General features: G+C 74.3%; 11 protein-coding genes and 1 pseudogene. 11 read left to right on the forward strand and 1 reads right to left on the reverse strand.

From position 1 onward, the window contains the following. The first annotated feature begins 240 nt into the window (after positions 1–240). The 3 genes from ACFVYK_RS23730 to ACFVYK_RS23740 all read left to right on the forward strand — a co-directional run bounded on the left by ACFVYK_RS23730 (position 241) and on the right by ACFVYK_RS23740 (position 4,190). On the forward strand, positions 241–1,218 hold the full coding sequence (locus ACFVYK_RS23730) for an SRPBCC family protein (RefSeq protein WP_389777308.1): 978 nt from the start codon (positions 241–243) through the stop codon (positions 1,216–1,218). 90 nt (positions 1,219–1,308) lie between these two features. After that, entirely contained in the window at positions 1,309–3,114 is a 1,806-nt protein-coding gene (locus ACFVYK_RS23735; protein WP_389777311.1) for an acyl-CoA dehydrogenase, read from the forward strand. Positions 3,115–3,212: 98 nt separating this feature from the next. Next, positions 3,213–4,190 carry a 4'-phosphopantetheinyl transferase family protein gene (locus ACFVYK_RS23740; RefSeq protein ID WP_389777313.1) on the forward strand — a complete coding sequence of 326 codons (978 nt, stop codon included), beginning with the start codon at positions 3,213–3,215 and terminating at the stop codon, positions 4,188–4,190. Between the two features lie 30 nt (positions 4,191–4,220). Here ACFVYK_RS23740 and ACFVYK_RS23745 read toward each other — a convergent pair whose 3' ends face one another. After that, entirely contained in the window at positions 4,221–4,676 is a 456-nt protein-coding gene (locus ACFVYK_RS23745; RefSeq protein ID WP_389777316.1) for a nuclear transport factor 2 family protein, read from the reverse strand. A gap of 165 nt (positions 4,677–4,841) precedes the next feature. Here ACFVYK_RS23745 and ACFVYK_RS23750 point away from each other — a divergent pair, with 165 nt between their 5' ends. The 8 genes and pseudogenes from ACFVYK_RS23750 to ACFVYK_RS23785 all read left to right on the forward strand — a co-directional run. Further along, a complete protein-coding gene (locus ACFVYK_RS23750) occupies positions 4,842–6,329 on the forward strand; it encodes an FAD-dependent monooxygenase (RefSeq protein WP_389777319.1) in 1,488 nt (495 codons plus the stop codon). A 50-nt stretch (positions 6,330–6,379) separates the two neighbouring features. Beyond that, positions 6,380–7,075, forward strand: coding sequence for an antibiotic biosynthesis monooxygenase family protein (locus ACFVYK_RS23755; protein ID WP_389777322.1), 696 nt, complete (start codon positions 6,380–6,382; stop codon positions 7,073–7,075). A 114-nt stretch (positions 7,076–7,189) separates the two neighbouring features. Then, the gene (locus ACFVYK_RS23760; RefSeq protein WP_389777324.1) at positions 7,190–7,519 is read left to right on the forward strand and encodes a TcmI family type II polyketide cyclase; all 330 of its coding nucleotides are present in this window, start codon (positions 7,190–7,192) and stop codon (positions 7,517–7,519) included. A 113-nt stretch (positions 7,520–7,632) separates the two neighbouring features. Beyond that, on the forward strand, positions 7,633–7,908 hold the full coding sequence (locus tag ACFVYK_RS23765; RefSeq protein WP_389777327.1) for a phosphopantetheine-binding protein: 276 nt from the start codon (positions 7,633–7,635) through the stop codon (positions 7,906–7,908). A 13-nt stretch (positions 7,909–7,921) separates the two neighbouring features. Then, entirely contained in the window at positions 7,922–8,707 is a 786-nt protein-coding gene (locus tag ACFVYK_RS23770) for an SDR family NAD(P)-dependent oxidoreductase (RefSeq protein ID WP_389777330.1), read from the forward strand. A 71-nt stretch (positions 8,708–8,778) separates the two neighbouring features. Next, positions 8,779–9,723 (forward strand): aromatase/cyclase, encoded by a 945-nt coding sequence (locus ACFVYK_RS23775; protein ID WP_389777333.1) that lies wholly within the window; start codon positions 8,779–8,781, stop codon positions 9,721–9,723. Position 9,724: 1 nt separating this feature from the next. After that, positions 9,725–11,230: an FAD-dependent monooxygenase gene (locus ACFVYK_RS23780; RefSeq protein WP_389777335.1), complete on the forward strand. Its 1,506-nt coding sequence runs from the start codon at positions 9,725–9,727 to the stop codon at positions 11,228–11,230. A gap of 69 nt (positions 11,231–11,299) precedes the next feature. Then, positions 11,300–12,826, forward strand: a pseudogene (locus ACFVYK_RS23785) (FAD-dependent monooxygenase); the annotation flags it as partial. Positions 12,827–12,998 lie beyond the last annotated feature (172 nt).

Consider the following 12,998-nt stretch of genomic DNA (forward strand, 5'->3'; position numbering starts at 1 on the left):
TCAGGGCCGGTCGCGAAGGTCGCCACAGTCGGGTCCGGGTCGAGCCGACGTCGAGCGAGAGCGCCCCGCGGGCGGGGCCGCCGTGCCGTGCTGGGGATTCGAGCGGCGGTCGAGCGGTGGCCGAGGTGTTCTCCACTCGATCAGGACACAGTCCATGGCGAGCCTGTACGGGCCGGGCCGGTCGCGGCGCCCTGTGGCCGGCCCAGCCTTTTGGACGTCCGAGACGAGAGGGGTGTGGTGATGTACCTCGCGCCTGTGCACCGTATGGCCCAGCACACGGAGGTGGACGCCCCGGCCGGCGTGCTCTACGGCCTGATCGCGGACGCTCTGCGCTGGCCGGTCTTCCTGCCGCCGACGGTCCATGTCGAACAGCTGGAGTTCGACGGGGAGTCGGAGCGGCTGCGGATGTGGGTCACCGCCAACGGCGAGATCAGGTCCTGGACCACGCGGCGGGTGCTGGACCCCGTGGCACACCGCGTCGACTTCCGTCAGGACGTGGTGCCCCGCCCGGTGACCTCCATGGGCGGCAGCTGGACCGTCGAAGCCCGTGGCCCCGAGCGCTCCCTGGTCACCCTGCACAACGACTTCGCGGTCGACGGCAACACGCGCGCGGACGTCGACTGGGTCAAGCGGGCCACCACCGCCAACACCCGGGCCGCGCTCGACAACCTCCGCCGGCTCGCCGAGCGCTGGCGCCGCTTGGACGCCCTCGTCCTGTCCTTCGAGGAGTCGGTGCACATCGACGCGGGCGTGGAGCCGGTCTACGAGTTCCTGCACCGCTTCGGCGACCGGGCCGACGCCGTGCCCGGCGCCACGCGGATCGGCATGTCCGAACGCGATCCCGGGGTCCAGCTGATGACCGTGGAGCTGTCCGGAGCCGACGGCACGACGCGGACGACCGAGTCGGTGCGGATCGGCTTCCCGCACGCCGGACGCATCGTCTACAAGGACGTCCGGGACACCGAGCGGCCCGCGCTGCTCGCCGCGCACACGGGCGAGTGGTCGGTCGAACCCGACGTCTGGGGCTCGGGCGTCACCGTCGTCGCACGGCACCACGCCGTGCTCGACGAGGACGGTGTGCGGGAGCGGTACGGCGACGGGGCCGAGGCGGTGCGCGTCGCGCGGGAGGCGCTGCGCGCACGGCTCGCCCGGGAGAGCGTCGCCGCGCTGCGGATGGCCAGGGAGCACGCCGAGGGGGCGCTCGCCCGCGGAGTCTGAGCCGCGCGGCCGGCCCGTCGCCGCAACCGTGCTCACCGTGCCGAACGGTCCGTCCGCACTGGTCGGGCGGGCCGACGTTGGAGGTCCCACGTGAATGACAACCTGACCGCGGGCGCCGGTGCGCCCGGGGCCGCGGTACTGCCCGCCCCCCGTTCCTTGCAGGTTCCCGGTGACGGCGCCGTACGGGCCCAGTACGTCGAGGACCTGCTCGGCGATCCCTTCGCCGACGACAACCCGCACGGCCAGCGGGCGCTGCTCGCCGCCGACGAGCGACGCGAGGCGCCCGCGGCCACCGAGGAACTGCTCGGCCGCTTCGGTCTCGCCGCGGAGTTCGTGCCGTGGGCGCTGGGCGGTCGCCTGACCGGCGTCGAGGGGCTCGCGCGGGTGCTGCGGCCGGTGTTCCGGCGGGACGTGGCGCTCGGCTTCGGCGCCGGGACGACCGCTCTGTTCGCCGCGTCCGTGGTGTGGACGGCCGGCGACGGGCGCCAGCGCCGGGACACCGCGCGGCGGCTGCTCGACGGCGGCCGCATCACCATCCTGCACCGGGAGTTCGCGCACGCCAACGCGATCCTGCGCGGTGAGTACAGCGCGCGCCCCGCGCCGGGCGGCGGGTACGTCGTGGACGGCCGCAAGGAAGTCGTCATCAACGCCGACCGCGCCGACGCCTTCGTCGCCTACGTGCGCACCGCCCCGGGCGAGGGCCCGGACAGCCACTCCGTGTTCCTGCTGGAGACCGACCGGCTCCCGGCGCACGCGGTGCGCCGGCTGCCGCGCGCCCGCACGCACGGCATGCGCGGCGCCCATTACGCCGGACTGGATCTCGACCACTGCCCCGTGCCCGCCGAAGCCCTGGTCGGGGAGCTCGGCGAGGGCATCTACCTGTCCCTGCGCACCTTCCAGGTCAGCCGGGCGGTGGTGTCCGGCGGCGCCCTGGTGGCGGGCATGGACAGCGCGCTGCGCTACGCCGTGCGGGCCCTCAGCGAGTCCCGGCGCGGTCTGGTGCTGCGCGGACGGCGGGGCCGGGTGCTCGCCGGGGTCTTCGCCGACCTGCTGGCCTGCGACAGTCTCGCCGTGACCGGGCTGCGGCTGCTCGACCTGGCGCCCGAGCACGCCCTCGTTCCCTCGGCCGCCGTGAAGTACGCCGTGTCCGCGCTGCTCCACGAGGACCTCGACGAACTCGCCGCGGTGCTCGGCGCCCGCGGCTACGACCGCGGCCCCGCGTACGGCGGTTTCCAGAAGCTCGTGCGCGACCTGCCGGTGGCCGGACTGGGACACGCCGGCACCGCCGACACCCAGGCCGTGCTCGTCCCCCACCTGCGCACCCTGGCGGCCTGGCACGGGGACACCGGACGCGAGGCCCCCGCCGCGCTCTTCACCCCCGGCGCCCCGAGCGCCACGCTCGACTTCCGGCGCCTGGACGCCGAGCCCCGCGACCCGCAGCACGGCTGCGACGGGCTGCTCGCCGCGCTGCTCGGGGCCGCCGACCGGCTCGACGGCAAGCGTGCCCGCGGTCCGCGATGGGCGGCGCTCGCCGATCTGGCGCGCGCTTTCGCCGCCGAGGTGCACAGCCTCGCCGAGCGGTGCGCCACGCTCTTCGGGCGTCCGGACGCCGGGGGGCTGGCCCCGGCCGCGTACGTCCTCGTCGACCGGTACTGCCTGCTGCTCGCCGCCGCCGCCTGCCTCGCCGTGTGCGAGAACGCCGCCCCCGGCACCCCGGACGGCTCGCTGCTCGCCGAACCCGACTGGGCGTTGCTGGCCCTGACCCGGTTCGGCCGCCGTCTCGGTCTGGAGGTGCCCGAACTGCCGGACGGCGTCGCGCAGGACCTCGCCGCCGGGCTCGTGGACCGGTACCGGCGCGGGCGCAGCTTCGACCTGTACGGGATGCGGCTCGCATGACCCCCCGCCTCGACAGAAACGATTCGGCGCCGCAGGGAACCGCCCGGCGGCCCCACGAGAGCGCCGGGCCGGGAGGACCACGCAAGGAGGCGAACGCCGTGCACCCCGGTGAGCCCGCGGACCTGGGCGGCGGCGGCCGCGTCACGGACGACGTCGACGCCCGCGACACCGCCGGCGTGCTCGCCACCCTGCAGCGCCTGAGCGCCCTCGGAGTCGTCGCCACCGCGCGCGGCAGTGCCGTCGCACCGCCCGTGCGCATCCCGCGCCCCGACAGCTCCTGGCTGCGGGTCCGGGAGAACCTCCTGGACCGCGGGGCCACGGTGGCGTACGCGACCTGGACCGAGTGGCTGCCCGCGGTGCTCACCACGCCGCGCCTGAGGCCGCTGCTCGGCCGCGACTGGGACCGCTACGCCGGCACCCAGGACCCCGCGGTCCGTTGCCGGTTCGCCGCCTCCCGGCTGCTCATCAAGTACACCGCGGCGGCCGCGCTCGGCATCGCACCCGAGGACATCGACATCGCCTACCGGCTCGGCGGCCGTCCCTACCTGCGCGGGCTCGACCAGGTGGAGGTGGGCCTGACGCACACCGGTGAGCTGATGGCCGTCGGCATCAGCCGGATGGGCCGGATGGGCCTGGACGCCGAGCGCGCGGACCGGCGCTTCGACCTCGGCCTGATACGGCGCCGGATGTGCACCCCGGCCGAGGCGGCGGAGCTCGACGCGCTGCCCGCGGACCAGCAGGCGGCGTGCCTGCTGCGCCTGTGGACGCTGAAGGAGGCCTACACCAAGGCCCTCGGGCAGGGCATGCGGCTGCCCTTCACCGAGTTCGGCTTCGACCTCGCCCTCGGCGGCCTGCGCACCCCCGACGGGAGCGCGGCCCTCGGCGACGAGTGGGCGTTCGCCACCCACCCGGTGCTCGGCCGCTACCTCATCAGCGCGGCCTGCCAGGACGCCGGGCTCGACCCCGCCGGAGACACCTCGGTCGGCACCATGCTGGACCGGCGGCTGCTCACGGCGATGACACCGCTCCGGGAGGACGGCCGGGAGGACGGCGGCGGCCCGTCGGCAGACGTCTGAGCCCGCGCCGCGGGCCGGCGCACCGCCGGCTCACGTCCGGGGCGGAGGCTCTCCCTCGGTGAAGATCACCTGGAACGACAGCTCGCCCAACCGCCACCCGGCCGGCGTCCTGCGGGCCTCGCCGCGGGCGAGCGTGCCCGCGCGGAACAGCGGCGGCCGGTCGCCGCCGGGGTGGTGGACGTGGGTGGTCAGCACGTTGGCGCGGAACACGGCCCGGTCTCCCTCGACGCTCACCACCGGCGGCGATCCCAGGTGCTGGGTGCGCGCGAACGCCGTGAGGGAGGCGCGGTGCCACGCGGCGAGTCCGGCGCACCCCGCGTGGCGGCTCATCGGGAAGGTGACGACCGCGTCCTCGGTGAACAGGCTGCGGGCCCAGGCGTCGTCGAGTTCCTCGTCGTCGAGCGCGATCAGATAGCGGCCCAGCAGGTCCCCGACCAGAGCGGCGTCGGCGGCCGTGGCCGAGGCGGCGAGTTGGTTGGAAGTCACCGCCCGAGCATGGTGCCCGCCGCGCTCGCGAAACCAGGTTCCTGCCGAAGATCTGACATTGCCGACAGAGTTCTGTAATGGATTGCGCGAAGCCTGTACCGCATTCTCTTTACCGTCCTCACATGGCCCGGCAATACTCGTCGAACACCAGTCGGGAGAGGGCGGATGAATACCTTTGACGCGGACGTGATCATCGTCGGAGCAGGACCTACTGGACTCATGCTCGCAGGTGAGTTGAGTCTCCATGGAGTCTCCGCCCTGGTCGTCGACCGGCTTGCCGAGCCCATCAGGGAATCGCGCGCCCTCGGGTTCTCCGCGCGCACGATCGAGGAATTCGCCCAGCGCGGGCTTATTTCCCGGCTCGGTGACGTCGACGTCATTCCTTTCGGTCATTTCGGCGGTGTGCCGCTCGACTACCGGGTCCTTCCCGGTGGTTCCTACGGCGCCCGCGGCATTCCCCAGTCGCGCACGGAGGCCATGCTCGCCGGCTGGATCGCCGAGCGCGGCGTCGAGGTGCGCCGCGGCGTCGAGGTCACCGGCGTCGAGCAGGACGACGACGGGGTCGCCGTCCGCGTCGCCGCCGACGACGGCGCCGGCACGCTGCGCGCCCGCTACGTCGTCGGCTGTGACGGCGCCCGCAGCGTGGTGCGCACCAGCGCCGGCATCGACTTCCCCGGCACCGCGCCCACCGTCGAACTGCGCTTCGCCGACGTCACCGGCATACGGCTGCGCCCGCGGTTCAGCGGGGAGCCGGTGCCCGGGGGCATGGTCATGGTGCTGCCGCTCGGCCCGGACCGCAGCCGCGTCGTCTACTACGACCGCGACCGGCCGCTGCGCACCGGCCCGGACCCGATCACCTTCGAGGAGGTCGCCGAGGCCTTCCAGCGCCTGTCCGGCGAGGACATCAGCGGCGCCACGCCGCTGTGGGTGTCCTCCACCACCGACGTCAGCCGGCAGGCCGCCGAGTACCGCAAGGGCCGCGTCTTCGTCGCCGGCGACGCCGCCCACATCCATCTGCCGATCGGCGCCCAGGGCATGAGCGCCGGCGTCCAGGACGCCGTCAACCTCGGCTGGAAGCTCGCCCTCGACCTCAAGGGCCGGGCCCCCGAGGGACTGCTCGACACCTACCACGCCGAGCGCCACCCGGTCGGCGCCCGGATCCTGGCCAACACCCTCGCCCAGCGCACCCTCTACCTCGGCGGCGACGAAGTCGACCCGCTGCGGCAGGTGTTCGGCGAGCTGGTGCGGCACGACGAGGTGCAGCGCCACCTGGTGGGCATGGTCACGGGGCTCGACATCCGCCACGACGTCGGCGGCGACGGCCACCCGCTGCTCGGCCGCCGTCTGGAGGACCGGCAGGTCACCGTCGACGGCGTCAAGCGAAGCGTCCTCTCCCTCCTGGAGTCCGGGCGCGGTCTGCTGCTCGACCTGGCCGACAGCGCCGAACTGCGCGCCGTGGCCCGGGGATGGGCCGACCGGGTCGACACCGTCACCGTCCAGGCCCCCGAGGACGACGGCGTCCCGGGCGGCGTCCTGGTCCGCCCCGACGGCTACATCGCCTGGGTCGGCGGCCCGCACGAGGGCGCCGGCGCCGGGGCGAGCGGCCTGCCGCTCACCAGGGCGCTCGGCCGCTGGTTCGGCCCGGCCGACTGACCGGGGCCCCTGCCCACCGCACGTCACATTCCCGAGGAAGCGAAGGAACCATGCCGATCATCTCCACCGAGGACAACTACCTGACCGTCCTCAACCTGTTCACGACCGACACCCCCGAGCACCAGGACCAGCTGCTCACCGAGATGGGCAAGATCGTCGACGCGGCGACCTACGAGGGATGGATCTCCTCCACCGTGCACGCCGGGCAGGACAGCCCCGGCACCGCCAACCTGATCCAGTGGCGCAGCGGCGAGGACCTGGAGAAGCGGTACTCCGGTGAGGAGTTCAGGCACCGCACGCTGCCCGTCTTCCGGGAGATCACCACGGCGATCCGGCTGCTGCAGAACGAGATCGTCTTCACCCAGACCCACCCCGACCTCGCCGGCCGCGTCGAGGTCTCGCCGGACCGCGACGACTACACCGCCATCGAGGTCCACCGGGTCGCCGAGGCCGACCAGGCCGACCTGATCAAGCTCCTGGGCGAGGGCCGGGACTGGCTGGTGAACGTCCCCGGCTACCGCTCGCACAGCGTCTTCAAGGGCCTGCGCGCCATGTTCGTCGAGGGCGCCTTCGCCGTCGTGTACTCGCAGTGGGACAGCAAGGAGAGCTACGACGCCTTCCGCGGCCTGCCCGACGAGCGCAAGCCGGAGCCCCGCCGCGCCAACGAGGAGCGCGTCGCCGAGCTGACGATCGAGAGCGACGCCAACACCTACCGCGTGGTGCACACCCGGGCCGCGGGCGCCTAGCCCCCGTGCCCCCCAGCGGGCGGGCGCCCGGCCCGCCCGGCCCGCGGCGAACGAGCCGACGGCGCGCACGCGCCCCGCGCGAGACACCGGACCCCTGCCAAGGAGCGAGAACCTATGCACAGCACGCTGATCGTGGCCCGTATGGCGCCCGGTTCGAGTGCGGACGTCGCCCAGCTGTTCGCCGAGTTCGACGCCACGGACATGCCGCACCGCATGGGCACCCGGCGACGCCAGCTGTTCGCCTTCAACGGTCTGTACTTCCACCTGCAGGACTTCGACGAGGACAACGGCGGCGAGCTGATCCAGCGCGCCAAGGACGACCCGCGCTTCGTGGGCATCAGCGACGACCTCAAGCCGTTCATCGAGCCCTACGACCCCGCGACCTGGCGTTCCCCGGCCGACGCGATGGCCCAGCGCTTCTACCGGTGGGAGGCGACCGTCTGAGCGAGCGGCGCGCACGGCGCCGGGCCGTCCCCGCCGGCACACCAGGTCACTGTGCCCGCGACCCACGACACAGATCAGCTGGGGCGCCAGCCCCGAGACCGAAGGAAGCACCCATGGCCAGCATCCAGTTCACCCTCGACGACCTCAGGCGGATCCTCATCGAGGCCGCGGGCGCCGACGAGAACATCGACCTCGCCGGAGACATCCTGGACACCGCGTTCGAGGTGCTCGGCTACGAGTCCATCGCCCTGCTGGAGACCGGCGGCCGCATCGAGCGCGAGTACGGCATCGTCCTGGACGACGACGACCTCAGCGACGAGCTCGCGCCGCGCGACCTGATCGAAGCCGTCAACGCCCAGCTGCGCCTGGCCGGCGCGCAGGCCGCCTGAGGGGAGCACCGTCATGTCCGACACCACCGCAAAGGTGGCCCTCGTCACCGGGGCGACCAGCGGCATCGGCCTGGAGGCCGCCCGCCTGCTGGGCCGGCAGGGCCATCGCGTCTTCATCGGCGCGCGTGACGCCGACGCCGTGGCGCTCACCGCCAAGGCGCTTCGCGACGAGGGCCTGGACGTCGACGGCCAGCGGCTCGACGTCCGCGACGCCGACTCCGTCAAGGAGTTCGTGCGCAGCGCCGTCGCCGTGTTCGGCACCGTCGACGTCCTCGTCAACAACGCCGGGCGCTCCGGCGGCGGCCCCACCGCGGACATCACCGACGAGCTGTGGGACGACGTCATCGAGACCAACCTCAACAGCGTCTTCCGGATGACCCGCGAGGTGCTGACCACCGGCGGCATGCGGGGCAAGGACCGCGGCCGGATCATCAACATCGCCTCCACCGCGGGCAAGCAGGGCGTCGTCCTGGGCGCCCCCTACTCGGCCTCCAAGCACGGCGTCGTCGGCTTCACCAAGGCGCTCGGCAACGAGCTGGCCCCGACCGGCATCACCGTCAACGCCGTGTGCCCGGGCTACGTCGAGACGCCGATGGCCCAGCGGGTGCGGCAGGGCTACGCGACGGCCTACGACACGACCGAGGACGAGATCCTCCAGAAGTTCCGGGCCAAGATCCCGCTCGGCCGCTACTCCACCCCTCAGGAGGTCGCCGGCCTGGTCGGCTACCTGGCCTCCGACACCGCCGCGTCCATCACGTCGCAGGCCCTCAACGTCTGCGGCGGACTCGGCAACTTCTAGCTCCGCCCGCCCCCGCCGGAGCCCCGCTCCCCGCCCCTGTGCACCGCCGGTACCACCGAGGAGAAGCCGTCATGACGACTCGTGAGGTCGAGCACGAGATCACCATCAACGCGCCCGCCGCCGCCGTCTACCGCCTCCTCGCCGAGGTGACCAACTGGCCGCGGATCTTCCCGCCGACCATCTACGTCGACCGGGAGGAGAGCGGCGCGCACGAGGAGCGCATCCGCATCTGGGCCACCGCCAACGGCGAGCCCAAGACCTGGACCTCACGCCGCACCCTGGACCCCGAGGCCCTGCGCATCGCCTTCCGCCAGGAGGTGCCGGCGCCGCCGGTCGCCGCCATGGGCGGAACCTGGATCGTCGAGCCCCTGGACCGGGGTGCCTCCCGCGTCCGGCTCCTGCACGACTACCGGGCCGTCGACGACGACCCGCACGACCTGCTGTGGATCGAGCGGGCCGTCGACCGCAACAGCACCAGCGAACTGGCCGCGCTGAAGGAGAACGTCGAGCGGGCCCACGCCGCCGAGACGCAGGAGCTGACCTTCTCCTTCACCGACACCGTACGGATCGAGGGCTCCGCCAAGGACGCCTTCGCCTTCGTCCACGAGGCCGGGCTGTGGCCCGAGCGGCTCCCGCACGTGGCCCGCGTCCGCTTCACCGAGGACACCCCCGGCCTGCAGGAGCTGGAGATGGACACCCGGGCCCAGGACGGCTCGACGCACACCACCAAGTCCTACCGCGTCGTCCTCGGCCACCACCGCATCGCCTACAAGCAGGTCACCCTGCCGGCGCTGATGACCCTGCACACCGGTGTGTGGACCTTCGAGGAGAGCGACGACTCCGGTGCCACGGCCAGCTCCCAGCACACCGTCACCCTCAACACCGACAACATCGCCAGGATCCTGGGCCCCGAGGCCACCGTCGCCGACGCCCGCGCCTACGTGCAGAGCGCGCTGAGCACCAACAGCCTCGCCACCCTCGGCCACGCCAAGGAGTACGCGGAGCGGAACCGCTGACATGGCCGCCGCCCCGCACCCGGACGACCAGGCGCCGCCCGCCGGGCCCGTGGAGACGGTCGACACCCAGGTGATCGTCGTCGGCGCGGGCCCCGTCGGCCTGCTCCTCGCCGGTGAACTGGCCCTGCGCGGCATCCAGGCGACGCTCGTCGAGCGGCGTCACGGCCCGACCACGCAGTCCCGCGCCTCCACGCTGCACGCCCGCACCATGGAGCTCCTCGACAGCCGCGGCCTGCTCGCGGACCTCGGCGACCCGCCGTGCGAGCCGCGCGGCCACTTCGGCGGCATCCCCCTGGACCTGACGCTGCCCGGCCCCTACCCCGGCCAGTGGAAGGTCCCGCAGACCAGGACCGAGGCCGTCCTGGAGGAGTGGGCCCTCGGCCTCGGCGCCGACCTCAGATGCGGACACACCCTGCACGCCGTGGACGACCGCGGCTCCCACGTCGAGGCCGCCGCCACCAGCCGCCGCGGCGCCCGTGTCACGCTGCGCGCCGACCATCTCGTCGCCTGCGACGGCCAGGACTCCACCGTGCGCGCCCTGACGCGAGCCGACTTCCCCGGCGCCCCGGCCGCCCGGGAACTGCTGCGCGCCGACGTCGAAGGCCTCGACATCGCGAACCGGCGCTTCGAGCGGCTCCCCGGCGGCCTCGCCGTCGCCGCCCGCAACCCGGCGGGCGTGACCCGGGTGATGGTGCACGAGTTCGGCGCCGCGGTCCGCGAACGCGCCGGCGACCCGCACTACGACGAGGTCGCCGCCGCGTGGAAGCGGGTGACCGGCGAGGACATCACCGGCGGCAGGCCGCTGTGGGTCAACCACTTCGACGACGAGAACCGGCTCCTGACCCGCTACCGGCACGGCCGGGTACTGTTCGCCGGGGACGCCGCCCACCGCCAGATGCCCATCGGCGGTCAGGCCCTCAACCTCGGCCTCCAGGACGCCTACAACCTCGGCTGGAAGCTCGCCGCCGCCGTCGACGGCACCGCCCCGGCCTCACTCCTGGACAGCTACGACACCGAACGCGCCGCGGTGGGCGCGGCCGTCCTCGGCAACATCCGCGCCCAGGCCCTGCTGCTCCTGGGCGGCCCCGAGGTCGAGCCGCTGCGCACGGTCCTCGCCGAGCTCATCGCGCACGAGGACGTGCGCGCCCGCCTCGCCGCCATGATCAGCGGCCTCGACGTCCGCTACGACGTCGGCGGTCCCGCGCATCCGCTGCGCGGGGCCCGCCTGCCGCACGTCGGGCTGCGCACCGGCGAGGCCGTCTGCACGACGGCCGACCTGCTGCGCTCCGGACGCGGGCTGCTCCTGGGACTGGGCGGGCCGCCGCCGCGCGTCGACGCCGCCTACGCCGACCGCCTCGACACGGTCACCGCCGAGGCGGCGCCCGGCTCGCCGCTCGACGGCACGTCCGCCGTCCTGGTGCGGCCCGACGGCTACGTCGCCTGGGCGGGCGGACGGGACGGGCACGGGCTCGCCGAGGCCGTCGCACGGTGGTTCGGGCCCCCCTGAGACGCCGCTCCCGGTTCTGCCGCCCCCCGCCTCCACCGAGCACGGACCACTGATGACCGAGAGGGATTCGACGACATGCAGGACACCACGATGGACGCCGACGTCATCGTCGTCGGCGCAGGCCCGACCGGACTGATGCTCGCGGGGGAACTCCGCCTGGGCGGCGCCGAGGTGATCGTCCTCGACAAGCTGGCCGAGCCCACCGGCCAGTCCCGCGGCCTCGGCTTCACCGCTCGCGCCATGGAGGTGTTCGACCAGCGCGGGATCCTCCCCCGCTTCGGGCAGGGCGAGACCCTGGAGGTCAGCTCCGTCGGCCACTTCGGCGGCGTCCAGTTCGACTTCACCGCCCTGGAGGACGCCCACTTCGGCGCCCGCGGCATCCCGCAGAGCCAGACCGAGGCGGTCCTCGCCGGGTGGGCCGCCGACCTCGGCGCCGGCATCCATCACGGACACGAGGTCCTGGCCCTCGCCGACGGCTTCGGGGACGGCGACCACGCCGAGGTCACCGTCGGCACCCCGGACGGCGTGCGGCGCATGCGCGCCCGCTACCTGGTCGGCTGCGACGGCGGCCGGAGCGCGGTGCGCAAGCTCGCCGGGATCGGCTTCCCCGGCACCGAGGCGACCCGCGCCATGTTCCTCGCCGACGTCACCGGCCTCGACCTCAAGCCCCGCTACCTCGGCGAGACCCTGCCCAACGGCATGGTGATGGCCGCCCCCCTCAAGGAGGGCGTGCACCGCATCATCGTCTGCCCGCACGGCGCCGCCGCCCGCAGCGCCGACGACACCGTCACCTTCGAGGAGGTCGCCAAGGCGTGGGAGCACATCACCGGCGAGGACATCAGCGGCGGCGGCGCGGAGTGGGTCAGCTTCTTCAGCGACGCCACCCGCCAGGCCGCCGAGTACCGGCGCGGCCGGGTGCTGCTCGCCGGTGACGCCGCCCACATCCACCTGCCCGCCGGCGGTCAGGGCCTGAGCACCGGCGTCCAGGACGCCGCCAACCTCGGCTGGAAGCTCGCCGCCGTCGTCACCGGCCGGGCCGGCGACGCCCTGCTCGACACCTACCACGCCGAGCGCCACCCGGTGGGCCGCCGCCTGCTGATGAACACCCGCGCCCAGGGCATGGTCTTCCTCGGCGGCGACCAGGCCGAACCGCTGCGCACGGTCCTCGGCGAACTCACCGGCTACGACGTGGTCCGCCGCCACCTGGCGGGCGTCGTCTCCCACCTCGACATCCGCTACGACATCGGCGGGGACGACGGCGGGAACGCCCACCCGCTGCTCGGCCGCCGGCTGGCCAGGCTCCCGCTGACCGGGCCCGACGGCGAGACCGACACCTTCCGGCTGCTGCACGCCGGCCGCGGTGTGCTGCTCGACCTCGCCGACGACGCCCGTGTGCGCGAGGCCGCGGCGGCCTGGTCCGGCCGTGTCGACGTCGTCACGGCCACCGCCTCCCCGTCCGTGCGCGGCGCGGTCCTCGCGGGCGCCGAGGCGGTCCTGGTCCGCCCCGACGGCCACGTCGCATGGACCGCAGCCGGCGGCGCCGACGGCCTCGGCGCCGCCCTGGCCCGCTGGTTCGGCGCACCCGCCGAGGACTGACCGGGCCACCGGCGACAGCCGAACGCGAAGAGGGGGGGGGGCGGGCGCCCCCCCCGGCGCCCCCCCCCGCCCGGGCGGGCGGGGCCCCGCGCGCCGGCCCCCCCCCCCGATACCCCCCCCCCGGGGCCCGCCCCCCCCCCCCCCCGACCCCCCCCCCCCGCCCCCCCCCCCC

It is taken from the genome of Streptomyces sp. NPDC058291, assembly GCF_042880855.1.
Lineage (GTDB): Bacteria > Actinomycetota > Actinomycetes > Streptomycetales > Streptomycetaceae > Streptomyces.